This window comes from Stutzerimonas kunmingensis (genome assembly GCF_032106285.1).
GTDB classification, from domain to species: Bacteria; Pseudomonadota; Gammaproteobacteria; order Pseudomonadales; family Pseudomonadaceae; genus Stutzerimonas; species Stutzerimonas kunmingensis_B.
The window spans coordinates 1-26,188 of the sequence record NZ_DAMCPO010000005.1; the positions used below are offsets into that span (position 1 = coordinate 1).

The 26,188-nt window shown below is 65.7% G+C and carries 23 protein-coding genes; 14 read left to right on the top strand and 9 right to left on the bottom strand.

Going from position 1 to position 26,188, the window contains the following annotated elements; genetic code table 11:
• Window positions 1–158: 158 nt before the first annotated feature.
• Window positions 159–2,048 carry a methyl-accepting chemotaxis protein gene (locus RT582_RS05395; protein ID WP_313476893.1) on the top strand — a complete coding sequence of 630 codons (1,890 nt, stop codon included), beginning with the start codon at window positions 159–161 and terminating at the stop codon, window positions 2,046–2,048.
• A gap of 121 nt (window positions 2,049–2,169) precedes the next feature.
• Window positions 2,170–2,850, top strand: coding sequence for a type 1 glutamine amidotransferase domain-containing protein (locus RT582_RS05400; protein WP_313476896.1), 681 nt, complete (start codon window positions 2,170–2,172; stop codon window positions 2,848–2,850).
• 3 nt (window positions 2,851–2,853) lie between these two features.
• Here the strand turns inward: RT582_RS05400 and rimA are convergent, their stop codons facing one another.
• Complete coding sequence (gene rimA / locus RT582_RS05405) at window positions 2,854–3,666, bottom strand: S6 modification regulatory phosphodiesterase RimA (RefSeq protein ID WP_313476898.1); 813 nt, start codon at window positions 3,664–3,666, stop codon at window positions 2,854–2,856.
• Between the two features lie 50 nt (window positions 3,667–3,716).
• Complete coding sequence (locus tag RT582_RS05410; RefSeq protein ID WP_011912067.1) at window positions 3,717–5,390, bottom strand: cation:proton antiporter; 1,674 nt, start codon at window positions 5,388–5,390, stop codon at window positions 3,717–3,719.
• A 181-nt stretch (window positions 5,391–5,571) separates the two neighbouring features.
• Between RT582_RS05410 and RT582_RS05415 the strand changes: the two genes are divergently transcribed.
• On the top strand, window positions 5,572–6,897 hold the full coding sequence (locus tag RT582_RS05415) for a DEAD/DEAH box helicase (RefSeq protein ID WP_313476900.1): 1,326 nt from the start codon (window positions 5,572–5,574) through the stop codon (window positions 6,895–6,897).
• A 44-nt stretch (window positions 6,898–6,941) separates the two neighbouring features.
• On the opposite strand, the gene RT582_RS05420 is transcribed toward RT582_RS05415, so the two are convergent.
• Together RT582_RS05420 and RT582_RS05425 are read right to left on the bottom strand one after the other, a co-directional pair.
• Window positions 6,942–7,529: a LysE family translocator gene (locus tag RT582_RS05420; protein WP_045159165.1), complete on the bottom strand. Its 588-nt coding sequence runs from the start codon at window positions 7,527–7,529 to the stop codon at window positions 6,942–6,944.
• A 101-nt stretch (window positions 7,530–7,630) separates the two neighbouring features.
• The gene (locus RT582_RS05425) at window positions 7,631–8,470 is read right to left on the bottom strand and encodes an AraC family transcriptional regulator (protein ID WP_011912070.1); all 840 of its coding nucleotides are present in this window, start codon (window positions 8,468–8,470) and stop codon (window positions 7,631–7,633) included.
• Window positions 8,471–8,665: 195 nt separating this feature from the next.
• Here RT582_RS05425 and adhP point away from each other — a divergent pair, with 195 nt between their 5' ends.
• Window positions 8,666–9,688 (top strand): alcohol dehydrogenase AdhP, encoded by a 1,023-nt coding sequence (gene adhP / locus RT582_RS05430; protein ID WP_013981783.1) that lies wholly within the window; start codon window positions 8,666–8,668, stop codon window positions 9,686–9,688.
• Between the two features lie 27 nt (window positions 9,689–9,715).
• On the opposite strand, the gene RT582_RS05435 is transcribed toward adhP, so the two are convergent.
• On the bottom strand, window positions 9,716–10,999 hold the full coding sequence (locus RT582_RS05435; RefSeq protein WP_313476902.1) for an NAD(P)/FAD-dependent oxidoreductase: 1,284 nt from the start codon (window positions 10,997–10,999) through the stop codon (window positions 9,716–9,718).
• A gap of 19 nt (window positions 11,000–11,018) precedes the next feature.
• Window positions 11,019–11,939 (bottom strand): histone deacetylase family protein, encoded by a 921-nt coding sequence (locus tag RT582_RS05440; protein ID WP_313476904.1) that lies wholly within the window; start codon window positions 11,937–11,939, stop codon window positions 11,019–11,021.
• A gap of 70 nt (window positions 11,940–12,009) precedes the next feature.
• Here RT582_RS05440 and RT582_RS05445 point away from each other — a divergent pair, with 70 nt between their 5' ends.
• The 3 genes from RT582_RS05445 to RT582_RS05455 all read left to right on the top strand — a co-directional run bounded on the left by RT582_RS05445 (window position 12,010) and on the right by RT582_RS05455 (window position 14,109).
• The gene (locus RT582_RS05445) at window positions 12,010–12,564 is read left to right on the top strand and encodes a GNAT family N-acetyltransferase (protein WP_095460603.1); all 555 of its coding nucleotides are present in this window, start codon (window positions 12,010–12,012) and stop codon (window positions 12,562–12,564) included.
• A 76-nt stretch (window positions 12,565–12,640) separates the two neighbouring features.
• Complete coding sequence (gene tesB, locus RT582_RS05450) at window positions 12,641–13,510, top strand: acyl-CoA thioesterase II (protein WP_013981787.1); 870 nt, start codon at window positions 12,641–12,643, stop codon at window positions 13,508–13,510.
• Complete coding sequence (locus RT582_RS05455) at window positions 13,507–14,109, top strand: HAD family hydrolase (RefSeq protein ID WP_313476907.1); 603 nt, start codon at window positions 13,507–13,509, stop codon at window positions 14,107–14,109. The genes tesB and RT582_RS05455 overlap by 4 nt, the downstream gene beginning before the upstream one ends.
• A gap of 210 nt (window positions 14,110–14,319) precedes the next feature.
• Here RT582_RS05455 and ypfJ read toward each other — a convergent pair whose 3' ends face one another.
• Entirely contained in the window at window positions 14,320–15,177 is an 858-nt protein-coding gene (ypfJ, locus tag RT582_RS05460) for a KPN_02809 family neutral zinc metallopeptidase (RefSeq protein ID WP_104097958.1), read from the bottom strand.
• Between the two features lie 130 nt (window positions 15,178–15,307).
• On the bottom strand, window positions 15,308–15,745 hold the full coding sequence (locus tag RT582_RS05465) for a DUF411 domain-containing protein (RefSeq protein WP_042928334.1): 438 nt from the start codon (window positions 15,743–15,745) through the stop codon (window positions 15,308–15,310).
• Window positions 15,746–15,935: 190 nt separating this feature from the next.
• Here RT582_RS05465 and RT582_RS05470 point away from each other — a divergent pair, with 190 nt between their 5' ends.
• From RT582_RS05470 to RT582_RS05500, 7 genes are all read left to right on the top strand, one after another.
• Complete coding sequence (locus RT582_RS05470; protein WP_042928335.1) at window positions 15,936–16,475, top strand: DUF4345 domain-containing protein; 540 nt, start codon at window positions 15,936–15,938, stop codon at window positions 16,473–16,475.
• 863 nt (window positions 16,476–17,338) lie between these two features.
• The gene (gene ttrB, locus RT582_RS05475) at window positions 17,339–18,118 is read left to right on the top strand and encodes a tetrathionate reductase subunit TtrB (protein ID WP_042928337.1); all 780 of its coding nucleotides are present in this window, start codon (window positions 17,339–17,341) and stop codon (window positions 18,116–18,118) included.
• On the top strand, window positions 18,099–19,217 hold the full coding sequence (nrfD, locus tag RT582_RS05480; RefSeq protein WP_042928338.1) for an NrfD/PsrC family molybdoenzyme membrane anchor subunit: 1,119 nt from the start codon (window positions 18,099–18,101) through the stop codon (window positions 19,215–19,217). Before ttrB ends, nrfD begins: the two co-directional genes overlap by 20 nt.
• A 19-nt stretch (window positions 19,218–19,236) precedes the next feature.
• Window positions 19,237–22,326: a molybdopterin dinucleotide binding domain-containing protein gene (locus RT582_RS05485; protein ID WP_042928339.1), complete on the top strand. Its 3,090-nt coding sequence runs from the start codon at window positions 19,237–19,239 to the stop codon at window positions 22,324–22,326.
• A 256-nt stretch (window positions 22,327–22,582) separates the two neighbouring features.
• Complete coding sequence (gene moaA / locus RT582_RS05490) at window positions 22,583–23,572, top strand: GTP 3',8-cyclase MoaA (protein WP_042928341.1); 990 nt, start codon at window positions 22,583–22,585, stop codon at window positions 23,570–23,572.
• A gap of 232 nt (window positions 23,573–23,804) precedes the next feature.
• The gene (gene moaB, locus RT582_RS05495) at window positions 23,805–24,350 is read left to right on the top strand and encodes a molybdenum cofactor biosynthesis protein B (RefSeq protein WP_313476914.1); all 546 of its coding nucleotides are present in this window, start codon (window positions 23,805–23,807) and stop codon (window positions 24,348–24,350) included.
• Window positions 24,347–25,579 carry a molybdopterin molybdotransferase MoeA gene (locus RT582_RS05500; protein ID WP_042928343.1) on the top strand — a complete coding sequence of 411 codons (1,233 nt, stop codon included), beginning with the start codon at window positions 24,347–24,349 and terminating at the stop codon, window positions 25,577–25,579. The genes moaB and RT582_RS05500 overlap by 4 nt, the downstream gene beginning before the upstream one ends.
• A 55-nt stretch (window positions 25,580–25,634) precedes the next feature.
• Here the strand turns inward: RT582_RS05500 and RT582_RS05505 are convergent, their stop codons facing one another.
• On the bottom strand, window positions 25,635–26,186 hold the full coding sequence (locus RT582_RS05505; protein ID WP_042928344.1) for a cytochrome b: 552 nt from the start codon (window positions 26,184–26,186) through the stop codon (window positions 25,635–25,637).
• Window positions 26,187–26,188: the final 2 nt, after the last annotated feature.

A 26,188-nucleotide genomic window follows, 5' to 3' on the forward strand; every position in this document is an offset into this window, starting at 1 on the left:
CTAAACTTGGCGCGATGAAAAATAGATTATTGAACTAACCGCTCAGGCCACTAGTAGGTCAAGTTTCTTTGGGAACGGCCGAAAAAGTGATTGAGATCAAAGGAATGCACAGTGCGCAGGATGCCAGCACCCCGTTCAGTCATTCGGATGCGCCTCAAATGTCTAGTCATCTCAAGTTCAGCCACAAGATTCTGCTGGCCGCCTCGTTAGTGGTGATCGCAACTTTTGCGCTGTTTACCCTCTATAACGATTATCTGCAGCGGAGCGCCATTCGCGCCAACCTCGAAAGCTACCTGGGGGAAATGGGCGAGGTTACCGCCCACAACATTCAGAACTGGCTGTCAGGCCGTATCCTGCTGGTGGAAAGCGCTGCGCAGACCATCGGCCGGGATGACTCGGCAGAGTCTGTTGGCAGTCTGCTCGAACAACGCGCACTGGCCTCTACGTTCATGTTCACCTATCTCGGCGGAGCCGATGGCAGCTATATCCTCCGCCCTTACGAGGCCATGCCGGACGACTACGATGCGAGAACTCGCCCCTGGTACAAGGATGCGCTGTCTGCAGATGGCACGACGCTGACCGAACCTTACCTGGATGCCACGCTGAACGAGCTGGTTGTGACAGTCGCAACCCCGGTCAAAAGCGGCCAGGGCGCGACGGGTGTAGTTGGTGGCGACCTAGGCCTGAAAACTCTGGTGGATATGCTCAACGCGCTGGATTTTGATGGCATGGGGTACGCCTTTCTTGTCAGCGGCGACGGCAAGGTGCTGGTCCATCCCGATCAGCAGATGGTGATGAAGTCGCTCCAGGATATTTACCCGCAGAATACGCCGTCGCTCAGTAGTGGCTATGTCGAGGCGCAGCTTGAGGGTAATCCGCGCATCCTCGGCTTCAGCCCAGTCAAGGGCCTGCCTTCGGTGCAGTGGTACGTGGGTATTTCGCTGGATCGTGACAAGGCCTATGCCGCGCTGACCAGTTTCCGCACCACCGCGCTGGTTGCCACGGTTGCCGCCGTGGCGTTCATTCTGATGCTGCTGGGCATGCTGATTCGTGTACTGATGCGTCCACTCACCGATATGGGCCGCGCTATGGCCAACATCGCCGAGGGCGAGGGTGACCTGACCCGGCGCCTCGCCGTGCAGTCCATGGATGAGTTCGGTCAGCTGGCGACCGCCTTCAACCGCTTCGTCGAACGTATCCATGAATCGATCCGCGAGGTGTCCTCGGCCACGCTGCAGGTCAACGAAGTGGCACAACGCGTGCTCGGCGCTTCGAACGCATCGATGGCCAACTCCGACGAGCAGGCCAGTCGCACCAACAGCGTGGCGGCGGCGATCAACGAACTTGGCGCCGCCGCCCAGGAGATCGCCCGCAACGCGGCAGATGCCTCGCAGCACGCCAGTGGCGCGCGACATCAGGCCGAAGACGGTCGCCAGGTGGTGGAGCAGAACATCGCCGCGATGCGCGAGCTGTCGGCGAAGATCAGCGCGTCCTGCGGGCAGATCGAGGCGCTCAATGCCAAGACCGTGGACATCGGTCAGATTCTCGAGGTGATCAAGGGCATTTCCGAGCAGACCAACCTGCTCGCGCTGAACGCCGCCATCGAGGCGGCGCGGGCCGGGGAGGCGGGACGCGGCTTTGCCGTGGTCGCCGACGAGGTGCGCAACCTGGCGCATCGCACCCAGAGCTCGGCGCAGGAAATCCAGCAGATGATCGAGCAGCTGCAGGTCGGTGCCGGCGCTTCGGTGCAGACCATGACCGAAAGCCAGCGGCAGAGTGAGTCCAGCGTCTCCATCGCCGACCGCGCCGGCGAGCGCCTCGGCGAAGTGACCCAGCGCATCGGCGAGATCGACGGCATGAACCAGTCGGTGGCCACCGCCACCGAAGAGCAGACCGCGGTGATCGAGTCGCTGAACATGGACATCACCGAGATCAACACGCTGAACCAGCAAGGCGTGGAGAACCTGCAGTCGACCCTGCGCGCCTGCGGCGACCTGGATCAGCAGGCGCGCCGCCTGAAGCAGCTGGTGGACAGCTTCCGTATCTGACCTGAACGGGGTTTAGAAGGGCGCTGCGACGCCCTTTTTCATGGATGTGATTTGGCCGCGGAGCAATGCGCCCAGAACGGCAGTCTCAACTGTTCACGTCGCGCTTCAACAAGGAGGCTCCATGAAAATTCTTATCGTGCTCACGTCCCATGACCAGCTGGGTGACACCGGCAAACAGACCGGCTTCTGGCTGGAGGAATTCGCCGCGCCGTATTACGCCTTCATGGATGCCGGGGCGCAGGTGGTGCTTGCGTCGCCCGAGGGTGGCGAGCCGCCGCTGGACCCGAAGAGCGACGAGCCCGACGCCCAGACCGAGGCCACCGAGCGCTTCAACGGCGATGGCGAGGCGCAGACGCTGCTGGCCAACACCTATCGTCTGGATCAGGTCTCGGTCGAGGATTTCGACGCGGTGTTCTATCCGGGCGGCCACGGCCCGCTGTGGGACCTGGTGGACAACCCGACCTCCATCGCCCTGATCGAGTCCTTCGTCAAGGCCGACAAGCCGGTGGCCGCGGTCTGCCACGCACCGGCGGCGTTGACCGAGGTGCGCGGCAAGGATGGCGAGTATCTGGTCAAGGGTAGGCGCGTCACCGGCTTCACCAATGGCGAGGAAGCGGGTGTGGAGCTGACCGATGTAGTGCCGTTCCTGCTCGAGGACCGCCTGCGCGAGCGTGGCGGCCAGTACAGCAAGGGTGCGGACTGGACGCCCTATGTGCAGGTCGACGGGCTGCTGGTGACCGGGCAGAACCCGGCCTCATCGGAAGCGGCGGCAGAGGAACTGCTCAAGCTGCTGCGCAGCTGATACTTACTGTGGCCAGGCGAGCTGTTCCGCCTGGCCACAGGCCTCGAACAGCGGTCGGCTGAACAGATAGCCCTGCATCAGATGGATGCCCAGATCGAACAGGGCGCTGCATTCGTCGGCGGTTTCCACGCCTTCGCCGATCACCTTGATACCCAACTCCTCACACATCCCCACCGTCGCCCGGACGATGGCCTGACGCGTGCGGCTCTGGTCGATGCCGCGGATCAGGTCCATGTCCAGCTTGATGATGTCCGGCTGGAAATCGGCCAGCAGATTGAGCCCGGCAAAGCCCGCACCGAAGTCGTCGATGGCGGTGAGAAAGCCGATGCGCTGGTATTCGCGGAAGACTTCGGTCAGCCACTTGCCGTCGTTGATGCGCTCGCCTTCGACGGTCTCGAAGATGATTTGCTCGATGGGAAAGTCGTGGGCACGGGCGGCTTCCAGCGTCGAGCGGATGCACAGCTCGGGGCGGTAGATCGCATTGGGCATGAAGTTGATCGACAGCTTGCTCTGCATGCCGAGCTTGGCGGCAGTCTTGATTGCCTTGACTCGGCCGGCCTGGTCGAAGCGGAAGCGGTTCTGCTCGTTCACCTGAGCTAGCACGCTGGGGGCGGGCTCGCCGCCAGTGCCGCGCACCAGTGCTTCGTGAGCGAAAATTTCGCGGCGGCGCAGATCGACTATCGGCTGGAAGGCATAGCTGAAGCCGAAGCCGAGGCGTTCGCCGCTGGCGCAACTGGGGCAGGCGCCGTGCTCGGTGGCACCATGGCACGGGTAGGCATCTGGCGCGGGGTTGTGAGCGGTGTTTCCTGGATTCATGAAGACACTCGGTGGCGGGCTGACGGTCAGGTTAACGGCCGCATCGGCGATCACTGCAGTCCGCCGGTCCGTTCGCCGCCCAGCTCTTCGAGCAGGCTGCGTGCGGCGTAGTCTGCCGCATCGGTGAACGGATTGAGCACCCGCGCGACGCCGGCCGCGTCCAGCGCCTTGCCGTGCTGGTCGTCGCGCACCACGCCGGCGATCTTGCCGGTGAAGCCGGCATGCTTGAGCGCGTGGAGGAAGGCGCGATTGGATTCCCATTGCGGAAAGCTGGTGACCACCCATTCGGCATGCTGCAAGGGCAGCGACTCGAGAAAGCTCGGGTCCTCGCCATCGCCGAAGCGTACCGGCAGCCTGGCACGGCGCAGCGCGCGTACCGCTTCCGGATCGAAGTCCACGCCCAGCACCGGCATGCGCTCGGCGGCCAGCTGTTGCAGCAGGCGCGAGCCATAGCGGCCCAGGCCGAAGATGATGATGCGCGGCTGCCCCTGCGGACGACCCTGCGCTTCCACCTCCAGCTCACGATAGGGACGCTTGCGCTCGAACAGCCCCAGCCACGGCGCCAGCCGTTCGTAGAGCGGTTGCGAGAACAGAATCATGTAGGTCGAGAGCATGATGGTCACCAGGCCCACCAGCGTAGTCAGGCCCAGCGCCTGCGGCCCGACATGGCCGAGACTGATGCCCATGGCGACGAAGACGATGGAGAACTCGCTGATCTGCGCCACCGTCAGCCCGGCGAGAAAGCCGGTGCGCTTGCGATAGCCCATGTAGCCCATGATCGCCATGACGATCAGCGGGTTGCCGATCAGCACGAACAGCGCCAGCACGAGGGCTGGCAGCAGCTCGTTGCCGAGGGTGGAGAAGTCCAGCTTGCCGCCCAGGTCGATGAAGAAGAACAGCAGCATGAAATCGCGAATGCCGGTCAGCCGGGCGTTCATTGCTTCGCGGTACGCCGTGGAGGCCAGCGAGAAGCCGGCGACGAAGGCGCCGGCCTCCTTGCTGAAGCCGACATAATCGCCGAGCGCGGCAAGCCCGGTGCCCCAGGCGATGGCGAAGATCAGCAGCAGCTCCTGCGAGCGCGCCATGCGGCTGACCAGATCCGGCAGCACGTAGCGCATCAGCAGGTAGAGCAGCACCGCCGCACCGCCCAGGCGCAGCAGCAGCGAGCCGGACACCTCCGCCCAGCCGGCATCGCCAGCACCGCGCAGGGCGCTCATGGTCATCATCGCCAGCACCACGGCCAGATCCTGAACGATCAGAAAGCCCACTGCGATGCGCCCGTGCAGCGAGTCCAGCTCCTGTTTGTCCGAGAGCAGCTTGACGATGATGATGGTGCTGGAGAAGGTCAGCGCCACGGCGATGTAGATCGCCTCCATGGCGCTCTTGCCCATCAGCAGGGTGAGCGCGAAGCCGAAGATGATGGTGAAGGTCAGCTGCCCCAGCCCCGTGGCCAGCGCCACCGGGCCGATATTGCGGATATGCGCGAGATCGAGCTTGAGACCGACCACGAACAGCAGCACGGCGACGCCGATCTCGGCCAGCAGATGGATCTGGTCAGCGGCGTTGACCGGCCCGAACACCGCCGGCCCGAGCAGGATGCCGACCACGATGTAGGAGATCAGCAGCGGCTGGCGCAGGCTCACGGCGATGGCGCCGACCACTGCCGAGATGATCAGCAGCAGGGCGAATTCGGCGAAAGGGCCATGGGCGAGCAGCGCTTCCATGTGGGCTCCGTGGGGGCATCGGGCAGCGGGACCGCCTTATCCTGCGACAGCGCGTCGCTGCATGCCACCATCGCGATGGGAAAAACCGCCGTGCCATGTTGGGCCGGTGGCGCCGAGCAGGGCGGGCTGCTGCTAGAATCCGCCCTTTTTCACCGCGCCGAATCGGCGCCGCGAGCCTGCCATGACCTTCGCCTCCCTGGGCCTGATCGATCCGCTGCTGCGGACCCTGGAAACCCTCGACTATCGCAAGCCGACGCCGGTGCAGGCCGAGGCCATTCCCTCCGTGCTCAAAGGCCGCGACCTGATGGCAGCGGCGCAGACCGGTACCGGCAAGACCGCCGGTTTCGCCCTGCCATTGCTGCAGCGCCTGACCATGGAAGGCGCCAAGGTGGCGAGCAATTCGGTGCGCGCGCTGGTACTGGTGCCGACCCGTGAACTGGCCGAGCAGGTTCACGAGAGCTTTCGCGTGTACGGGCAGAACCTGCCGCTGCGCACCTACGCGGTGTACGGCGGCGTGAGCATCAATCCGCAGATGATGGCGCTGCGCAAGGGCATCGATGTGCTGGTGGCCACCCCGGGGCGCCTGCTCGACCTCTACCGGCAGAACGCCGTCGGTTTCGCCCAGTTGCAGGCGCTGGTGCTCGACGAGGCGGACCGCATGCTCGACCTCGGTTTTGCTGAAGAACTGGATGCGCTGTTCTCCGCTTTGCCGAAAAAGCGCCAGACCCTGCTGTTTTCCGCGACCTTCTCCGAACCGATCCGGCAGATGGCCCGCGAGCTGCTGCGCGACCCGTTGTCGGTCGAGGTCAGCCCGCGCAATGCGGCGGCGAAGACGGTCAAGCAGTGGCTGGTGCCGGTGGACAAGAAGCGCAAGAGCGAGCTGTTCCTGCATCTGCTGGCGGAGCGGCGCTGGGGTCAGGTGCTGGTATTCGTCAAGACGCGCAAGGGCGTCGATCAGCTGGTGGACGAGCTGCAGGCGCAGGGCATCGCCAGCGACGCGATCCACGGCGACAAGCCGCAGGCCTCGCGTCTGCGCGCGCTGGAGCGCTTCAAGGCTGGCGAGGTGCAGGTGCTGGTGGCGACCGACGTGGCGGCGCGCGGACTGGACATTCACGACCTGCCGCAGGTGGTCAACTTCGACCTGCCCATCGTCGCCGAGGATTACGTGCATCGCATCGGTCGTACCGGCCGCGCCGGAGCCAGTGGCGAGGCGATCTCCCTGGTCGCCGCCGACGAGGTGGACCAGCTGGCCGCCATCGAGACCCTGATCAATCAGGTGCTGCCGCGGCATGACGAGCCGGGCTTCGTACCGGATCACCGCGTGCCGGCCACGGCGCTGGGCGGGCAGATCATCAAGAAACCGAAGAAACCCAAGAAGCCCAAGGAAACTGCCGGCAAGGGCAAGATCCATCTCGGCAACTGGTTCGAGGAGAACGAAAAGCCCAACGCCCGGCCGATTCGCAAGGTGCCGAGCCTCGGCGGCGGCAAACCGGCTAAGAAGCGCTGAGCCGTCCGCAGGGTGGGAACGGCGCAGCCCTTCCACTCGCTCCGTCATAGGCTCGCCAGCGCCGACACCACCAGCAGCAACGCCATCGCCTGGTTGAAGCGGCGTAAATGTGTCGCCGAGCGCAGCAGCCGGGCCGCACCGGCGCCGAGCAGGGCCCAGGCCGCCAGGCAGGGCAGGGCGATCAGGAAGAACAGCAGCGCGTGGATGGCGTAGCGCCCGGCATCGGCGTTGGCGCCGCTGAACACGCCGACCACCGCCAGCGCCATCATCCATACCTTCGGGTTGATCACCTGCAGCCCGGCGGCACCCAGGGCGCCGAGTCGACGGCTGGCGGCGTCGGCTTCGATCGCTTCGGTCGGGCTGCGGGCGATCTGCCAGGCCAGGTAGAGCAGCCAGCCGACCCCGAGCCAGGCCATCGCCTGCTGCAATGGCGGATGGCGCAGCAGCCATTCGCCGGCGCCAAGGCCCACTAGCAGCACGATCAGCGCCGCGGCCGCGCAGGCGCCAAAGATGATGGGAAGCGCCGCCAGCAGGCCGAAGCGCGAGCTGTTGCTCAGCACCAGGATGTTGGTCGGGCCCGGGGTGATGGAGGCGACGAAGGCAAACAGCACGAAAGGCAGCCACTGGCTCATCGTTGCGGCCTCGTTTCGTGGGAGCGGTCAGGGCGGGGGTTGGGCGACATGGCGATCGGCTCCGTCGGGTTGCGGATGGCCGAATGATCGCGCCTGCCGGTTCAGCGGTCTGGAAGATTCGAGCAGCGCCTGCGGTAATGGGCCGGGGTCAGGCCGTATGCGCGGCGAAACCAGCGGCCCATATGACTCTGGTCGGCGAAACCCAGTGTCATCGCCACCCGCGCCGGTGGCTGCCCGCTGGCCAGCAGCTGTCGTGCCCTGGCCAGGCGCAGCTGGACCAGATAGGCATGCGGCGCGATGCCGAACGCGGCCTTGAACGCCCGCGACAGGCGGAAGCGATCGACACCGCTTGCCCAGGCCAGCTCGTCCAGGCCCAGGTCCTGCTCCATGTGCGCGTGCAGATAATCCCGTGCCCGCAGTGCCACCAGCGGCATGCGCGGATCGCTGTCGAGCCGCGGGCGCCAGGCCAGATGTCGCGCCAGCTTGGCCAGCAATGCATCCAGCGCGGCCTGGCGGACGATGCGCAGATCGCGGCTCTGCAGCGCCTGGAAGGCTTCGGCAATCACCGCCAGCAACTCGGGCTCGCTGGCCAGCGTCTTGGCGAATGCCGGCTGGCAATCGCCTGGCGCGTCCTCGAACAGCCCGCGCAGCTCGCGCTCCAGCCAGTGCGGGTCGAGGTAGAGCATCGAGTAGGTGAAGCCGCCCCGGGCCGGGGCGTGGCCATCGTGCAGCTCGCCGGGTTCGAGCAGAAAGACCTGGCCTGGGGTGCTGCTGTGCAGTGCCTTGCGGCAATGGAACTGTTGCACGCCCTGTTCGGTGAAGCCGATCAGGTAGCTGTCGTGGAAGTGCGGATCGTAGGCGTGGCCTTCGAAATGGGCGCGGATCGTCTCGATGCCGGTTTCGGCATCCCTGTTCAGCTCGATCCAGTCATTGTTGCCCATGGCGGTGACTCCGGTGACGCTTCGGCGCGCGTTGCTCGGGTTGAGTATCGTCTGCCGGGCTGGCCATCGTCTGGAACATTCGTGCAGCGGTGCTCGACGGATGGTCGGCCACTCTGCCCGATGATTGATCTGGGTCTAGGCTTGCTGCCGTCTGCCTGGCGCAGACTCGAACGTCCCGAATCAAGGAGCAAGCCCATGACCCAGACCATGAAAGCGGCAGTGGTTCACGCCTTCGGCGAGCCGCTGCGCCTCGAGGAAGTCAAGGTGCCGATGCCCGGCCCCGGTCAGATCCTGGTGAAGATCGCCGCCTCCGGCGTCTGCCACACCGACCTGCACGCTGCCGAGGGCGACTGGCCGGTGAAACCGTCCCTGCCGTTCATTCCCGGCCATGAAGGCGTTGGCCACGTCGCGGCGGTGGGTGCCGGCGTGACCCGGGTGAAGGAGGGCGATCGCGTCGGCGTGCCCTGGCTGTACACCGCCTGCGGCTGCTGCGAGCACTGCCTGACCGGCTGGGAAACCCTCTGCGAAGGCCAGCAGAACACCGGCTACTCGGTCAATGGCGGCTACGCAGAATACGTGCTGGCCGACCCGAACTACGTTGGCATCCTGCCGAAGAACGTCGAGTTCGACGAGATCGCGCCGATTCTCTGCGCCGGTGTCACTGTCTACAAGGGCCTCAAGGTCACCGGTGCACGCCCCGGCCAGTGGGTGGTGATCTCCGGCATCGGCGGCCTCGGTCACGTCGCGGTGCAGTACGCCAAGGCAATGGGGCTGCACGTGGTGGCGGTGGATGTGGATGACGCCAAGCTGGAGCTGGCCAAGCGTCTGGGGGCCAAGCTGACCATCAACGCGCGCACGGAGAATCCCGTGGAGGTGGTCCAGCGCGATATCGGCGGCGCCCACGGAGTGCTGGTCACCGCGGTGTCCAACAGCGCCTTCGGCCAGGCCATCGGCATGGCGCGGCGGCATGGCACCGTGGCGCTGGTCGGGCTGCCGCCGGGAGACTTCCCGACGCCGATCTTCGACGTCGTGCTCAAGGCCATCAGCATCACCGGCTCGATCGTCGGCACCCGCGCCGATCTGCAGGAGGCGCTGGATTTCGCCGGCGAGGGCCTGGTCAAGGCGACCATCCACACCGACAGCCTGGACAACATCAACCAGATCTTCGACGACATGCGCGCCGGGCGCATCGAAGGCCGTATCGTGATGAAGATGTAGCAGGCCGTGCGGCCGGCAGCGCACCGTTCAGCGCGGCGCGTTTGCCGGCACGTTGGCACGCAGCCAGCGCAGCATGCCTTCGGCTGCGGCGCGTCCGCTGGCAAAGCAGGCGGTCAGCAGATAGCCACCGGTCGGCGCTTCCCAGTCGAGCATTTCGCCAGCGCAGAACACGCCGGGTAGCCGGCGCAGCATCAGATCCTCGTCCAGTTCCTCGAAGGGCACGCCGCCGGCGCTGCTGATCGCCTCGTCCAGCGGACGCGGGCGGACCAGGCGGATGGGCAGCGCCTTGATCGCGGCGGCCAGGGCCTGCGGGGCCTGGAAGGTCGTGGCATCGGTCAGCTCGCGCAACAGCGCCGCCTTGACGCCATCGAGCTTCAGCTGGCGGTGCAGGTGCTTGGCCATCGACTGCGAACCGCGCGGTCGGGCCAGGGCGTCGGCAATCTGCGCCTGGCTGCGATCGGGCAGCAGGTCGAGCAGCACGGTGGCGGCGCCGTCGCGATTGATCGCCTCACGGATGCGCGCGGACAGTGCATAGACCAGGCTGCCCTCGATGCCCGTGGCGGTGAGCACGAACTCGCCCTTGCGCGGTGCTTCGCCGGGCAACGCCAGGCTGACCGTCTTCAGCGGCGCTCCGGCGAACTTCTCCCGCAGATGCGCACTCCAGCCGGCCACTTCGAAGCCGCAGTTGGCCGGCTGCAGCGGTGCGATGGCGATTCCGCGGGCCTTGAGCAACGGCACCCAGCTGCCATCGGAGCCCAGTCTCGCCCAGCTGCCACCGCCGAGGGCGAGCAGGGTGGCGTCCGCCTCGATCAGGCTTTCGCCTTCCGGCCCGGCGAGGCGCAGCGCGCCCTCAGCGTCCCAGCCCAGCCAGCGCTGGCGGGTATGGATGCGTACACCGTTCTCGCGCAGGCGCTTGAGCCAGGCGCGCAGGAGGGGCGCGGCCTTCATGTCGGTGGGAAACACTCGGCCCGAACTGCCGACGAAGGTGTTGATGCCCAGCCCGTGAATCCATTCACGCAGCGCATCCGGGGTGAAGGCATCGAGCAGCGGGCGCAGGTCGCCAGCGCGCTCGGCGTAGCGGCTGACGAACGCGGCGTAGTCCTCGGCATGGGTGATGTTCATGCCGCCGACGCCGGCCAGCAGGAACTTGCGCCCCACCGAGGGCATGGCGTCATACAGGTCGACATTCACGCCTGCCTGCCCGAGCACCTCGGCGGCCATCAGGCCGGCCGGACCACCACCGATGATGGCGACGCGAAAAGAGGAGGGCTGGGGCATGGTGGCAACCGGGCAGGCGAGCGGGGCGGGCATTGTAGCTGCTGACGGTGGCTCAGCCGAGCCCGTGGCGCTGCCAGGCCGAGTGGGCGCTGACATGCAAGGTCGCATGACGACGGGCGAGCAGGGCACGGTCCTTGTCGTAGCCGCCGCCGATCAGGCCGACCACGGGAATGTCACGGCCCAGGCAGTGATCGAGCACCGCGCTGTCGCGCGCGGCGAGTCCCGCGTCGGTCAGCGAGAGCAGGCCCAGGGCGTCGTCTCGGTGGACGTCGACACCGGCGTCATATAGCACCAGGTCCGGCTGATAGATCGGCAGCAGGTAGTTCAGCGTGTCGTGCACGACCTTGAGGTACGCCTCATCGCCCATGCCCGGTGGCAGCGGAATATCCCAGTCGCTATGGGCCTTGCGGGTGGGGAAGTTCTTCTCGCAGTGCAGCGAGACGGTCACTGCGTCCGGCACGCTCCCCAGGATGCGCGCGGTGCCGTCGCCCTGGTGCACGTCACAGTCGAAGATCAGCACGCGCCCGACACGTCCGCTCTCCAGCAGATACAGCGCGATCACCGCCAGGTCGTTGAAGATGCAGAAGCCGGAGGCGTGATCGCGATGCGCATGGTGCGTGCCGCCGGCCAGGTGGCAGGCCAGGCCATGCTGCAGTGCCTGCTCGGCGGCCAGCAGCGAGCCGCCTACCGCCCGCACGGTGCGCTGCGCCAGCTCCGGGCTCCAGGGCAGGCCAAGGCGGCGCAGCTCGTCGCGGCCCATCTCGCCGCTGCAGTAGCGCGCGACATAATCGGCGTCATGAGCCAGAGTGAGGATATCGCTGCTGCACAGTTGCGGGCGCAACAGGCCCGCGTCCGTGGTCATACCCAGGGTGACCAGGTGGTCACGCAGCAAGCGAAACTTCTCCATGGGAAAACGATGGCCCGGCGGCAGCGGCGGGCTGTAATCGTCGTGATAGACCAGGGGAAGGGACATGAACCACGCGCGTTCGACAGATGTGCGCCGCAGTATGCAGGCTGCCCGTCGGCGCGCTCAAGGAGCAAGGATGGTCGATCGAATCGCCCTCGAAACCTCGCGTCTGCGGCTGCGCAGCTGGCACGACGACGACCTCGAGCCATTGGCGCAGCTGTGCGCCGACCCGGAAGTCATGCGCTACGACCCGGCCCTGCTGTCGCGGGATGAGTGCGCCGCGCTGATGGTGCGCAGTCGCCTTCATCTGCTGCGGCACGGCTTCGACCTGTGGGCGCTGGAACGCAAGGACAGTGGTGCCTTTATCGGCTACTGCGGGCTGGTCTGGGCGCCGTCGTCGGTGCCGGGCTCGGCGGTGGAGCTGCGCTGGGGCGTGGCCTGTGAACAATGGGGCCAGGGCCTGGTGCTCGAGGCGGCACGGGCGGTCCTGCAGCATGCCTTCGTCACCCTGCAATTGCCCGAGGTGGTCGCCTGCATGGCGCAGATCAACGAGCCGGCCAAGCAGCTGGTGGCGGAGCTGGGCATGCGCGCCGATCAGGCTGCGTCCTTTGCCCACCCGGAGCTGGCGGCGGGGCACCCGTTGCACGAGCAGCTGCTCTACCGGCTGCAGCGGGGCGATTGGCGACAATAAGCCCTGTTGCTGGAGCGTTGCCGGCGAAATCCGTAACATGGCGCGCCTGTCCGCCCCCCTTATCAAGGATGCCGAAATGACCCAGATACTCGACGCCCTGGTCAATCTGCTGACCCTGGAACGCATCGAGGAAAACCTGTTCCGTGGCGCCAGCCAGGACCTCGGCTTTCCCCAGCTGTTCGGCGGGCAGGTGCTCGGCCAGGTGATCTCCGCTGCCAGCCAGACGGTGACGCCGGAGCGCCATGTGCATTCGCTGCACGGCTATTTCCTGCGTCCCGGTGACTCGCACCAGCCGGTGGTGTACGACGTCGATCGCGTGCGCGATGGCGGCAGCTTCACCACGCGACGGGTCAGCGCGATCCAGAAGGGGCAGACCATCTTCACCGGCATCGCCTCGTTCCAGGCCGAGGAAACGGGCTACGAGCACCAGTTGCCGATGCCGGATGTGATCGGGCCGGACGACCTGCCCAACGAGTGGGAGCTGCTGCACAAGCTTTCGCCGATGGTGCCGGAACGTGTGATGGAGAAGCTGCGCCGGCCCAAGCCCATCGAGATTCGCCCGGTCACCCTGGTCGATCCGGCCAACCCGCAGCCGATCGAACCGGTCCGCCACCTGTGGTTCCGCGCCGACGGCTCGCTGCCCGACAGCCCGGCGCTGCACAAGTACCTGCTCGCCTACGCCTCGGACTTCAGCTTTATCGGCACCGCGTTGCAGCCCCACGGCGTCAGCTCATGGAGCAAGTTCATCCAGCTGGCCAGCCTCGATCATGCCATCTGGTTCCACCGCGAAGTGAAGATGGACGACTGGCTGCTGTACTCCATCGACAGCCCCTGGGCCGGCAATGCCCGTGGCTTCGCCCGTGGCAGCATCTTCAATCGCCAGGGCGAGCTGGTTGCCTCCGTGGCTCAGGAAGGCCTGATCCGCGTGCGCGAGGACTGGATGTGAAGATCGTCGAGGTGCGGCATTGGGTGTTCGACATGGACGGCACCCTGACGATCGCCGTGCACGATTTCGCCGCGATCCGCCGCGCGCTGGCAATCCCCGAGGAGGACGATATCCTCCATCACCTGGCGGCGCTACCGGCCGAGGAGGCCGCCGCCAAGCACGCCTGGCTGTTGGAGCACGAGCGCGAGCTGGCCTGCGCGGCGCGCCCGGCAGAAGGCGCTCGCGAGCTGCTGCATGCTCTGCGCGAGCGCGGCTGCCGGCTTGGAGTGCTCACTCGCAATGCCCAGGAACTGGCCAGGGTGACTCTTGACGCAGTCGGCATGGGGGACTGTTTCCTGCCCGAGGACATCCTCGGTCGCGACGAAGCGCCGCCCAAGCCGCATCCGGGCGGGCTGCTGCATCTGGCGGAACGTTGGGGCGTGGCGCCGTCGGCGATGCTGATGGTCGGTGACTACCGCTTCGACCTGGAGTGCGCCCGCGCGGCCGGCGCGCGTGGCGTACTGGTCAACGTGCCGCACAACGAATGGCCGGAACTGGCCGATCTCTATGCCCCGGATTGCCGGGTGCTGCACGGGCTGCTCTCTTCGGGCGAGATCTGAGCGCGGCGCGAAGGGGAACGGGCACACACCGAGGCACAGCCATTTGCGGGCGAGGCCGCTGCCGCATTCGGGCAGTGCACGAGTCAGGTCATGCACAAGTCCGTCGCCAACCCTGTTCTCCCGCCGCCTGCAGCCGGTCGCGCGCAGCCGGTCCGAACCCGTATGACCACGTAGAAGCGACCTTGCTGGCGAGGCTCCCGTCGCCGTCTATTACAGCCGCGTCGCCTTGAAGGTGTCGCAGCGCGCCGGATCGCCATGCTCGAAGCCATCACGGAACCAGCGCACCCGTTGCGCCGAGGTGCCGTGGGTGAAGGCATCGGGCACCACGCGGCCCTGGCTGCGCTTCTGCAGGTTGTCGTCGCCGATGGCATTGGCGGCGTTCAGCGCTTCTTCCAGGTCGCCTTCTTCCAGCCAGTCGTGGCGTTGCTGCGCGTGATAGGCCCAGACTCCAGCGAAGCAATCGGCCTGCAGCTCCTGGCGGACCAGCAGGCCGTTGTCGCCTTCCATCCTCGCGCCGCGCTGACGGGCGCTCTGCATCTGCTGGGAAACGCCGAGCAGGGTCTGCACGTGATGGCCGACCTCATGGGCGATCACATAGGCCTGGGCGAAGTCGCCGGCGGCGGAGAAGCGCCGGGCCATCTCGTCGAAGAACTGCAGATCGAGATAGACCTGCTGATCGCCGGGGCAGTAGAACGGGCCCACCGCCGAACTGGCGAAGCCGCAGGCCGAGTTCACGCCGCCGCGAAACAGCACCAGGGTAGGGTCGCGATACTCGGCGCCAGCTTGCTGGAACAACGCACGCCAGGTGTCTTCGGTGTCGCCGAGAATCGCCCGGACGAATTCAGTCTGCGGGTCATCCCCGGCCGGCGGCTGGCTCTGCTGGGAGACGGCCGGGCCGCTCTGGTTGGCCAGCTGGCCGAGGATCTGCAGCGGGTCCTGGCCGGAGAGCAGGCCGATGATTACCACGATGGCGATGCCGCCCAGGCCCAGTCCGCCGCCAAGGCGCATGCCGCTGCGGCCTCTGGCGTCCACTACGTTGTCGCTGCGTCGGGCTCGTTTCCAGCGCATGGGGGTGTCCTTCTGAACGGTTGACGGGTTGAGGGCGCAACACCGAAGCGGCGCCTGCCTCCCGTTAAGACCCGCACGGCGCGAAAAAGCTGCAGCGCGGACCGCACTGCATTCGCAGCGGCGCGATGGCTCAGTCGCCGGGGTATTCGGAGAGCACGCGTTCCTCGCCCGCATTGCTGACGCCGATCACCTTGAAGGCGTCCTTGCGCTCGCCCATCTCCATGCCCGGCGAGCCGATCGGCATGCCGGGTACGGCCGCGCCAATCAGGTCCGGTTGCGCACGCAGCTTGAGGATGTCGGCGGCAGGAACGTGGCCTTCGACGAACTTGCCGTCGATCACCGCGGTGTGACAGGAACCGAGGCGGTGCGGGATACCGTGTTCCATTTTTACCGAGGTCATGTCGTTGACCACGTGATCGCTCACGGAAAAACCGTTGTCCTGCAGGTGATCGATCCACGCTTCGCAACAGCCGCAGTTGGGGTCACGATAGACGTCGATGGCGATGGGTTCGGCGGCCTGGGCGAGCCCGGCGAGCAGGACGGGAAGCAGCAACAGAAGACGGTGCATGGGAACCTCCTACGAGCGAGAGGCCCACCATACGCCGGGTTGCGCCCATACCCAAGGTGCGGCAGGCGGGCAATTGTCACCATCGACGTCGCGCGGGAGATTCGACCGAAGGGCCGGGGGCAGAACAAACCGGCAGTCTGACAGTCCCATGCCAATCGGAATAGCGAGTCGCACATCAGGAGAGTTTTCGATGCGTTTTGCCCGTTTCGTTCTGCTTGCGCAGGCGCTGGTGATGGCCAGTCTGAGCCTGGCTTACTGGTTTCGCCCCTACGAGATGGCCAATCTCAACGGCATGCTGCTGATGGAAACCGCGTCGGTCAGTCACATGCGTGTCTATTACGGCGGCCTGCAGCTGGGGCTGGCATTGTTCCTGATCTGGGCCGCGCGAGCACCGGAGCGAGCCCGGCCAGCGCTGATCATGCTGGTGATGACCATGGCGGCGCTGGTGCTGGGGCGGTTGGTGTCGCTCTGGCTGGATGGCGGTGACTTGGTCGGCTTCGATCTCGCCTCCATGCTCTATCGCGTGCTGGCTGTGGTGTTCGCCGGTCTCGCCTGGCGCGCTGTTCGCGAGCGTCCGGAGCCAGAGCCTGAGCGCCTTGAGCCTGCCACCCATCGCCTTGTCAGCGAATCACCGATGCCATTCAAGCTTGGTGACACGCCTCCGGCCGTAGAGCCTGCGTCAGGTGATGCGGCACCGCAGCCGTTCCGCCGAGGGGATCCCCTCGCCTGACCGAGGCCGCCGGAAGCAGGTCAGCTTCGCGGTGGCGCTGACGAAGCGCCGTTTCCGCTTGATTGAGCCGGAGGGCTCTGCCCAAGTGCACTCATCGGCCGATCCCGGCCAGGCGTTCGCGATCCAGCGTTAGTGATCCAGCGTTAATAGTTCAAGCTTGCGCAGCAGCGAGTCGCTGGTGGTGACGATCACGGTCGGGACAAAATGCGCGTCGTCGGCGAGGCTGAAACCGGCTCGGGCGAAACGCCATTGCGCGCCGATCTGATCGAGCGGGCGGTTGATCTGCTCGGTGTTCTGCGGCGCCTTGTTCAGCTCTTCCAGGCCGCGCTCGAACGCTCCGCCACTGCCCGTCGAAGTCGCCGCGTAGGTCTAGAAGCTTCCAGCTCATGGCCAGGTAAAGCATGGCGATGCGCTGGCTGAGCATGCGCTGCATGCCGCGCGGTTGACGGCTTCCGCGTCACTGACGCAGCCTGGCACGACAGACTGCCGGCCAGCAGGCCGAGCAGCAGTGAGGTGGGTAGCAGGAATCTGAACATGGGCGCTCCTTACATCCGGGCGGGGCGCGATGCTGGCTGTGCAGTCAGCTCGGCGAGGACGAGACGATAGAGCGCTTCACTGCGATGGCATTGATGATCGTCAAGGGCGTGTCGGCGTCGCTGCGGGTTGGGCTTTTGCGCACCCACACCAGAAGCCCCGACAGCCTCGTGCTGCGCAGGGCTTTGCAGTTCTATGGCCGTGCATGTCGGTCACTCTTCAGGGGGGAGTTGACCCGTATCAATCAGGGGCCGATCTACCGATGCTATAAAGTCAATCAGTTACGCAGCTAAGCATATTCGCACATACGCTCCTACTGAGAGGAAACCATGGATTTTTCTCGCCGCACCCTGCTGGGCCAGATGGCGCGCCTCACCGCTGGCGCAGCACTGGTTCCGCTGAGCAGCCTTGCCAATGCGGGTATCAATGATCAGCCGCCCCGACGGGAAGGTGACGGCTCTAAGCGCTATGCCATGCTGATCGACCTGCGCCAGTGCATTGGCTGCCAGGCCTGTACCGTATCCTGCCATATCGAGAACGAAGCACCCCTGGGCAGCTTCCGCACCATTGTCTCCCAGTACGAGGTGGCGAACGAGGCCACCGGCGATATCGCCACCATGATGCTGCCCCGCCTTTGCAATCACTGTGAGGCGCCCCCGTGCGTACCGGTATGCCCGGTACAGGCGACCTACCAGCGCGAGGACGGCATTGTCGTAGTGGATAACGAGGCCTGCGTAGGTTGCGCCTACTGTGTCCAGGCCTGCCCCTACGATGCACGGTTCATCAACGAGCACACCCAGACCGCCGACAAGTGCACCTTCTGTGCCCACCGTCTGGACGTGGGGCTGCTGCCGGCCTGCGTGGAATCCTGTGTAGGTGGCGCGCGGATCATCGGCGACATACGGGATCCGGACAGCCAGATCAGCCGGTTGCTGGCCGAACATCATGACGACCTGATGGTACTGAAGCCGGAGCAGGGCACATCTCCCCATGTGTTCTACCTGGGTATGGACGAGCGTTTCGTGACTCGTCCGTTGGCGAACCCCGCCATCTGGGATGTCCGGGATAACGATGGCAAGGAGATCGGCTATGAATTTGCTGGCCACTGAAATACTCACACCGCGCTATGCGCTTGCCTGGTATCCCTGGGCGGTGCAGTACTTTTTCCTGATCGCGATTTCCTACTCGGCACTGATGCTGTCGCTGCCGGGACTGATGTTCCGCCGGGAGCGCTTCATGCCTCTGGCCCGGCTGGCGTTGCTGGTGGCGGTAAGCTGCACCCTGGTGGGTCCCGTGGCACTGCTGGCGGACCTGCACCAGCCGGCCCGGTTCTGGCACTTCTACGCCAGCGCGGCCCCCTGGTCCTGGATGTCCATTGGCGCGGTACTGCTGCCGCCTTATGTGGTGCTGACCATTCTCTATGGCTACTTTGCCTGGCGCCCGGCGCTGATGGCCCGGGGCGCCGAGGGGCAGGGCTGGGATGCGAAGCTGGCTCGATTGCTGTGCCTGGGCAACTGGCAGGCTCCCCGTTTGACGGTGGTCGTGTTCGGCCTGCTGGCGGCGCTGTTTGCCTGCGGCATCATGCTCTACACCGGAGCCGAGATTGCCATTCTTGCTTCCCGACCGCTGTGGAATACCCACTGGCTGCCGGTGATGTTCGTGTTCACCGGTCTGATCGCGGCCTCCGGCCTGGTCATGTTGCTCAACCGGCTGATGGTCGGTGCCAATGCTGATGTCTACCGCCAGGGCCTGAAAGTGATTCTGGTCGCCATCCTCGGTGCCGCCTTGGTTGCCGCGATCTGGTTTGTCCAGGGTATTACCGGCTACAGCCCCTCTGTGCAGGCAGCGCTGGAGTCTGTTCGTCACAACCCGGACTGGACCACCATTGCGATCTGGGCGTTGAGTGCCGGCATCCTGCTGTTGCTGGTCGCCGTCGCCATGCTGCGGACACCGAAGTGGCAGCGATGGGCCTGGCTGTTGGGCCTGCTGGCCATCCACATGGGCTGGGCGTTCCGCTGGCTGGTGCTGATGGAGGTGCAGACCGTCGCCAAGAATACTGCCGGCTACTATCACCTGGCAGTGGCTGCGGGGTCCTATGGCCTGCTGGGCATTATCGGCACCTTCGGACTGTGGCTGGCGGTACTGCTGATCATCGACATTCTGGTGCCCTGGCGTGACGTGAACAACGCCAGCGCCGCTACCTATTGACTTGAGCCGGAGTCTTACCATGGACAAGAATCGTCGCAATTTCCTCAAGGGCGCCGTTGCCGCGGGTGGCGTGGCCACTTTCGTCGCCGGCTATTCCGGCCCTCTGGAAAAGATTGGCAAGGGCCTGCTCAACGGAACCGCCGGCAAGGACACCAATCACCGCACTCACGGCAACTCCCTGGCACCGGAGTACACCGTGGATCCGCTGTCCGGAGAAGTCAGCCTGAACCCGGACCAGCGCATCGCCTTCACCGTCTGTTACGGCTGCACCACCACGTGCGGTGTCCGGGTCCGCATCGACAACAACACCGAACAGGTTCTGCGGGTGGCGGGCAACCCCTACCATCCGCTGTCCGCGGATGAGCATCTGGACGAACAGACCCCGGTCATGCAAGCGTTGCAGAAACTCAGCACCTTCAAGGACCAGGGACAGCTCAATCGCTCCACTGCCTGTGCCCGGGGCAACGCCGCCATGGCGCAACTGACCAGTGAGAAGCGGGTGACGGAGGTGCTCAAGCGGGTCGGCCCCCGTGGCGGCCGGCAGTGGCAGCGCATTTCCTTCGAGCAGATGCTGGATGAGGTGGTCAATGGGGGCGACCTGTTTGGCGAGGGCGCTGTAGAAGGTCTGAAGGACCTTTACGACCATGACACCCCGCTGGACCCGCAAAATCCGGAATTCGGCCCCAAAGCCAACCAGCTACTGGTGATGGAGGCCACCGATTACGGCCGCTCCTCGGTGCTGAAGCGCTTTGCCATGAATGCCTTCGGCACCCGCAACTATGGGCACCACGGCTCCTATTGTGGCCTGGCGTTCCGCATGGGCTCCGGCGCCATGTACGGCGACTTGGACAAGAATACCCACACCAAGCCGGATTACAACAACGTCCGCTTCGCCCTGTTTATCGGCACCGCGCCGAGCCAGGCCGGCAACCCCTTCAAGCGGCAGGGGCGCCTGCTGGCGGCAGCCCGGGCCACTGGCAAGCTGGAATACGTGGTGGTGGACCCGGCGCTGAACGCCACCGCTTCACACGCTGCCGGCGGCCGCAGCCGCTGGATTCCCATCACACCAGGCACCGATACGGCGTTGGCTATGGGCCTGATTCGCTGGATGCTGGAGAACGAGGGCTTTGCAGCGGATTACCTGTCCATTCCCGGCCAGACGGGAGCCCAGGCCGCTGGTGAAACCGTCCACACCAATGCCACACACTTGGTGATCGAGAGCGAAGATCACCCCGGCGTGGGTCATTTCCTGCGCTTGTCGGACCTGGGCCGTGCCGAGGCGGGTGCCGACGATGATGTGCCCGTGGTGATGTCTGTTGACGGCAACCTGGAAAGCTCCGAGGTCCTCGACCGCGCTGAACTCTTCGTGGAAACCGAGGTAGAGACCGCAGCGGGCATGACACGGGTGAAAAGCGCCCTGTTCAAGCTGCGCGAGCAGGCCCAGCGCCAGACCATCGAGGAATATGCCGAAAACTGTGGCATTCCCGCCGGCACCCTCCGCAAGCTGGCAGCGAAGTTCGCGTCCCATGGCCGGGAGTCGGTGGCGGATACCCATGGCGGCATGATGTCCGGCACCGGTTTCTATGCCACCTTTGGCATCAACATGCTCAACCTGCTGGCGGGTAGCGTCAACCAGCAGGGTGGCATGGCCCTGGGTGGCGGCTCCTTCAACGGTACTGGCGCGGGCCCGCGGTACGACCTGGCCAACTTCCCGGGTAAACGTGATCCCAAGGGCGTGTTCCTGTCCCGGTCACGATTCCCCTACGAAAAGACTGCCGAGTACAAGCGGCGGGTGACCAATGGCGAATCTCCCTACCCGGCCCCGGCACCCTGGCGCACCCTGGCGCCGCCGCTGCTGACCGAGCACCTGATGTCCGGCCTGGAAGGCTACCCATACCAGGCCAAGGCGCTGATCAGCTGCATGGCCAATCCATTGTATGGCCAGGCCGGTCTCGCGGCGCTGATAGAGGACAAGCTCAAGGATCCGAAACGGATTGGCCTGTTCGTTGCCGTTGACGGTTTTATTAACGAAACCAACCGCTTTGCAGACTACATTGTGCCGGATTCGGTGATGTACGAAGTCTGGGGCTTCACCGGTGCCTGGAGCGGCACGCTGACCAAAATGACCACCGCCTGCTGGCCGGTGGTTGAACCTCGCCAGGCGAAAACCGCCGACGGCGACCCGGTGAGCCTGGAGACCTTCTTTATCGGCCTGGCCAGGCGTCTTGGGCTGCCCGGATTCGGGGAGGGGGCGATTTCCGACAAGGAAGGCAATACTTATCCGCTGAATCGGGCCGAGGATTACTATCTGCGGGCGGCCGCCAATATTGCCCTGACCGGCGCCCCACTACCAGACGCATCCGCAGAAGACATCCGCGCGGCTGGGGTGGAATCCCTGATGGAGCGGCTGCATGCGCACCTGAAGCCGGAAGAAGTCGGGCCGGTGGCGCATCTGTACTCACGGGGCGGCCGCTTCGAGAAGCACAGTGCGGCCTACAAGGGCGACAAGCTGACCCACGGCTGGAAAAAGCCGCTGTGTGTGTATAACGAGCAGGTGGGGACTACCCGGGACAGCTACACCGGCGAACGGCTTGCCGGAACCCCGTGTTTCCAAGAGGCGACGTTCTGGGACGGTACCCCGATGCGTGAGCACTTTCCACAAACCGAGTGGCCGCTGCTGGCATTTTCTTTCAAGTCCAACCTGATGAATTCATATGCAATCGGTCTTGAGCGCCTGCGGATGATCAAGCCCTACAACCCGGTGTTGCTGCATCGTGAAGATGCCGAGCGGTTCGGGGTAGGCCATGGTGACACCATCACCATCGAAAGCCCGGGCGGCTCGATTACCGGTGTTGCTTTGGTCTGCGAAGGGGTACAGCGGGGCGCCATCGGTATCGAACATGGCTACGGCCACCGGGAACTGGGTGCTTCTGATCACACTATCGACGGCCAGTTGCATGCTGGGCAGAAATTCCTGGGAGCAGGCGTCAACCTGAACGATCTGGGGTTCGCCGACCCGACCAGGGGTGGCGCGGCAACCTGGCTTGAGAACGTGACCGGCGCGTCCATACGGCAGGGTTTGCCGGTGCGGGTGCAGAAGGCGAGCTGAGCGGCAGCGGCGCATACCCCGGGCTGACGAAACAGCTGAGCAATGATGAATCAAGCGGTTCGGGAACTGCACGACAGGCTAGCAGGTAGTTTTTCAACGGTCTGCTAGGCCGGGAGATGGTGCTTCAGCCATCCACCGAGCAGGGCCACTGTTGGATGGCGCTTCAGCCATCCAACAGTGGCAACGAGCGAGCCTGTGAGGGCCCCGGCGAATGAGCAGAGGGGCATCCGCCCCACGAAGTACAGAGAGCCTGGCGATGACTCAACTACGCGATGCCCACAACCGCCCAATCGACTACCTGCGCATGTCGGTGACCGACCGCTGCGACTTCCGCTGCGTCTACTGCATGGCCGAGGATATGACCTTCCTGCCGCGCCAGCAGGTGCTCGGTCTGGAGGAGTTGGAGCGCATCGCGCGGATCTTCGTCGGCCTGGGGGTGAAGAAGATTCGCCTCACCGGCGGCGAGCCGCTGGTACGCCAGGGCATCGTCGGTCTCTGCGAGCGCATCGCGGCCTTGCCCGGCCTGCGCGAACTGGTGATGACCACCAACGGCTCGCAGCTGGTCAAGCTTGCCTCACCGCTGGCGCGCGCCGGGGTCAAGCGGCTGAACATCAGCCTGGATAGCCTGGACGCCGCCAAATTCCACGCCATCACCCGCACCGGCCAGTTGCAGCAGGTGCTCGACGGCATCGATGCGGCGCGTGACGCCGGCTTCGAGCGGATCAAACTCAATGCGGTGGTGATGAAGGGCCGCAACGCCGAGGAAGTCGCCGACCTGGTGGATTTCGCCATCGCCGGCGGGCTGGACCTGAGCTTCATCGAGGAAATGCCGCTGGGCGACGTCGGTCGCTCCCGTGGCGAAAGCTTCTGCTCCAGCGACGAGGTGCGCGCGCTGATCGCCGAGCGCCATGCACTGATCGATTCGGCCGAGCAGAGCGGCGGGCCGGCGCGCTACGTGCGCCTGCAGGACCATCCGCAGACGCGCATCGGCTTCATCTCGCCGCATTCGCACAACTTCTGCGCCACCTGCAACCGCGTGCGGCTGACGGTGGAAGGGCGCCTGTTGCTGTGCCTGGGCCACGAGCATTCCATCGACCTGCGCGCACTGCTGCGCCGCCATCCGACCAGCGACCAGCCGGTGATCGACGCTATTCACGCTGCGCTGCAGCGCAAACCGCTGCGCCATGAATTCTCCAGCAGCGGCGAGGTCCAGGTGTTGCGCTTCATGAATGCCAGCGGCGGTTGAGACGGGCTACGAGTCGACCGCCTAATTCGCTACCATCGACCGGCATCGCCGGTTTGACCCACGTGCCCAGCTGCCGCAGCCGGGCCATGTCGCAGAGCCAGGTCGCACAATCGCCTGCAGCGTTGTCAGACCTCATGGCACCCGTGCCGCGCGGACATACCTCCAATGGGGAATGGGTTCGCATACGGCGCCGGTGCAACCTGCGCACACATCTTCAAGGGGGTTTCGAGCCATGGCTCATCTGTCCAACACCGAATTCCAGCCGCTGAGCATTGCGGTGCTCACGGTGAGCGACACCCGTAACATCGATTCCGATAGCTCCGGCCAGGCCCTGATCGACGGCCTGCAGAGCGCCGGCCATACGCTGGCCGAACGGGCCATCGTCAAGGACGATATCTGGCAGATTCGCGCCCGCGTCTGCAACTGGATCGCCAGCGAAAACGTGCAGGTGGTGCTGATCACCGGCGGCACCGGTTTCACCACCCGCGACAACACCCCGCAGGCGGTACAGCCGCTGCTGGACAAGGACGTCGACGGTTTCGGCGAGCTGTTCCGCTACGTTTCGCTGGGCGAGATCGGCACCTCCACCGTGCAGTCCCGCGCGCTGGCCGGCATGAGCAACGGCACCCTGGTCTGCTGCCTGCCCGGTTCGACCAATGCCTGCCGCACCGCCTGGAACAAGATCCTCGTCGAGCAGCTGGACAGCCGCACCAAGCCCTGCAACTTCGTGCCGCACCTCAAGGCCAGCGCGGTCGAATACTGCGGGCCACGCGCATGAGCGCCCGTGGCTGCGACACCAGTGGCCTGAAGCCGGTGGACGAGGCCATCGCCGAACTGCTGGCGCGGGTGCCGGCGCTGCCGCCGGTGGAACACGTCGCGCTGTCCGATGCCCTCGGCCGGGTGCTGGCGGAATCGCTCGACGCACCCTTCCCGGTGCCGGCCTGGGATAACAGCGCGATGGACGGCTACGCCCTGCGCGCTGCCGATCTGCCGGCCGAAGGCGGCTGGCTGCCACTCGCCGGGCGCATCGCCGCCGGTGATGCCGCCGACCAGCAACTGCCTGCCGGCCACGCCGTGCGCATCTTCACCGGCGCGCCGCTGCCGCCGGGCGCCGACACCGTGGTGGCGCAGGAGGATTGCCAGATCGAGGCTGATCGCGTGCATTTCCCCGGCGTCACCCAGGGCGCCCATGTGCGTCGGCAGGGCGAGGAACTGCACGCCGGCGCCCCGGTGCTGCAGGCCGGCAAGCGCCTGCGCCCGCAGGAGATCGGCCTGCTGGCGAGCTTCGGCGTCGCCCGCGTGGCGGTCTATCGGCGCCTGCGCATCGGTCTGCTCTCCAGCGGCAACGAACTGCGCGAACCCGGCGAGCCGCTGGCACCGGGGCAGATCTACAACTCCAATCGCTACTGCCTGCTCAGCGTGCTGCGCAGCCTCGGAATGGAGGTTCACGACTACGAAATCCTCGTCGACGAACTGGCCGCCAGCCGTGACGCTCTGGCGCTGGCCGCGTCCGAATGGGACATGCTGATCACCTCCGGCGGCGTCTCGGTCGGCGAGGAGGATCACCTCAAGCAGGCCATTCGCGAACTGGGCGAGCTGCACCTGTGGCGCCTGGCGATCCAGCCCGGCAAGCCGCTGGCCTTTGGCGAGGTGAATGGCAAGCCGTGGATCGGCCTGCCGGGCAATCCGGCTGCGGCGCTGATCACCTCGCTGGTGGTGGCGCGGCCGTTCCTGCTCAGTGCCCAGGGTTGCACCGAGGTGCTGCCCAAGCCGCTGCGCCTGACGGCCGGCTTCGCCTGGCGCAAGCCGAACAACCGCCGCCAGTACCTGCGCGCGCGGCTGGAGCAGGTCGATGGCGAGATGCGCGTGTGCCTGCACCCGCGGCAGGGTTCGGCGATGCTGACCTCGGCCAGCTGGGCCGAAGGCCTGGCCATCGTCGAGCGCAACCGCACGCTGGAAGAGGGTGAGACGGTGGCGTACCTGCCGTTCAGCGAATTGCTCGGCTGAGACACGAAAACGCCCGGTCGATGACAAGTCGGCCGGGCGTTTTCGCGTCTGCGCTTCAGGCCTGGCGGCGCAGCGGCAGCATCCGCAACAGGGTGCCGTCGCGGCGCACGTACTGGTGGAACAGCGCGGCCGCCGCATGCAGGCCGATCAGCCAGTAGCCGGCCACCGCCAGCGTTTCATGCAGCTCCTTGAACTCGCCGGCCAGCTCCTTGTCCGCGCCGATCAGAGCCGGCAGCTCGAGGCCGAAGAAGGGAATCGGGTTGTCTGCCGCGCTCAGGGTCAGCCAGCCGAGCAGCGGCAGGCCGATCATCAGGGCGTACAGCGCCAGGTGCATCAGCTTGGCCAGCGCCCGTTCCCAGCCGGCCCCGGCGACCGCCTTCGGCGCCGGATGCAGCCAGCGCGCAATCAGGCGCAGCCAGACCAGCGCGAAAACGCTCAGCCCGAGCATGAAATGCCAGTGCTTGAGCAACTCCCGCGGCTCGCTGCCCTTGGGGAAATTGCCCTTCAGTTCGATGGTCGCGTATACCGCCGCGATCAACAGCAGCATCAGCCAGTGCAGGGCAATGCTCAGGCGACCGTAGCGTGCCATAGGGTTCGATGCAGTCATTT

Excerpts from the sequence above, each read along its gene's own strand:
- RT582_RS05395 (WP_313476893.1), top strand. The coding sequence starts at position 159 with ATGTCTAGTCATCTCAAGTTCAGCCACAAGATTCTGCTGGCCGCCTCG.
- RT582_RS05400 (WP_313476896.1), top strand. The coding sequence starts at position 2,170 with ATGAAAATTCTTATCGTGCTCACGTCCCATGACCAGCTGGGTGACACC.
- rimA (WP_313476898.1), bottom strand. The coding sequence starts at position 3,666 with ATGAATCCAGGAAACACCGCTCACAACCCCGCGCCAGATGCCTACCCG.
- RT582_RS05410 (WP_011912067.1), bottom strand. The coding sequence starts at position 5,390 with ATGGAAGCGCTGCTCGCCCATGGCCCTTTCGCCGAATTCGCCCTGCTG.
- RT582_RS05415 (WP_313476900.1), top strand. The coding sequence starts at position 5,572 with ATGACCTTCGCCTCCCTGGGCCTGATCGATCCGCTGCTGCGGACCCTG.
- RT582_RS05420 (WP_045159165.1), bottom strand. The coding sequence starts at position 7,529 with ATGAGCCAGTGGCTGCCTTTCGTGCTGTTTGCCTTCGTCGCCTCCATC.
- RT582_RS05425 (WP_011912070.1), bottom strand. The coding sequence starts at position 8,470 with ATGGGCAACAATGACTGGATCGAGCTGAACAGGGATGCCGAAACCGGC.
- adhP (WP_013981783.1), top strand. The coding sequence starts at position 8,666 with ATGACCCAGACCATGAAAGCGGCAGTGGTTCACGCCTTCGGCGAGCCG.
- RT582_RS05435 (WP_313476902.1), bottom strand. The coding sequence starts at position 10,999 with ATGCCCGCCCCGCTCGCCTGCCCGGTTGCCACCATGCCCCAGCCCTCC.
- RT582_RS05440 (WP_313476904.1), bottom strand. The coding sequence starts at position 11,939 with ATGTCCCTTCCCCTGGTCTATCACGACGATTACAGCCCGCCGCTGCCG.
- RT582_RS05445 (WP_095460603.1), top strand. The coding sequence starts at position 12,010 with ATGGTCGATCGAATCGCCCTCGAAACCTCGCGTCTGCGGCTGCGCAGC.
- tesB (WP_013981787.1), top strand. The coding sequence starts at position 12,641 with ATGACCCAGATACTCGACGCCCTGGTCAATCTGCTGACCCTGGAACGC.
- ypfJ (WP_104097958.1), bottom strand. The coding sequence starts at position 15,177 with ATGCGCTGGAAACGAGCCCGACGCAGCGACAACGTAGTGGACGCCAGA.
- RT582_RS05465 (WP_042928334.1), bottom strand. The coding sequence starts at position 15,745 with ATGCACCGTCTTCTGTTGCTGCTTCCCGTCCTGCTCGCCGGGCTCGCC.
- RT582_RS05470 (WP_042928335.1), top strand. The coding sequence starts at position 15,936 with ATGCGTTTTGCCCGTTTCGTTCTGCTTGCGCAGGCGCTGGTGATGGCC.
- ttrB (WP_042928337.1), top strand. The coding sequence starts at position 17,339 with ATGGATTTTTCTCGCCGCACCCTGCTGGGCCAGATGGCGCGCCTCACC.
- nrfD (WP_042928338.1), top strand. The coding sequence starts at position 18,099 with ATGAATTTGCTGGCCACTGAAATACTCACACCGCGCTATGCGCTTGCC.
- RT582_RS05485 (WP_042928339.1), top strand. The coding sequence starts at position 19,237 with ATGGACAAGAATCGTCGCAATTTCCTCAAGGGCGCCGTTGCCGCGGGT.
- moaA (WP_042928341.1), top strand. The coding sequence starts at position 22,583 with ATGACTCAACTACGCGATGCCCACAACCGCCCAATCGACTACCTGCGC.
- moaB (WP_313476914.1), top strand. The coding sequence starts at position 23,805 with ATGGCTCATCTGTCCAACACCGAATTCCAGCCGCTGAGCATTGCGGTG.
- RT582_RS05500 (WP_042928343.1), top strand. The coding sequence starts at position 24,347 with ATGAGCGCCCGTGGCTGCGACACCAGTGGCCTGAAGCCGGTGGACGAG.
- RT582_RS05505 (WP_042928344.1), bottom strand. The coding sequence starts at position 26,186 with ATGACTGCATCGAACCCTATGGCACGCTACGGTCGCCTGAGCATTGCC.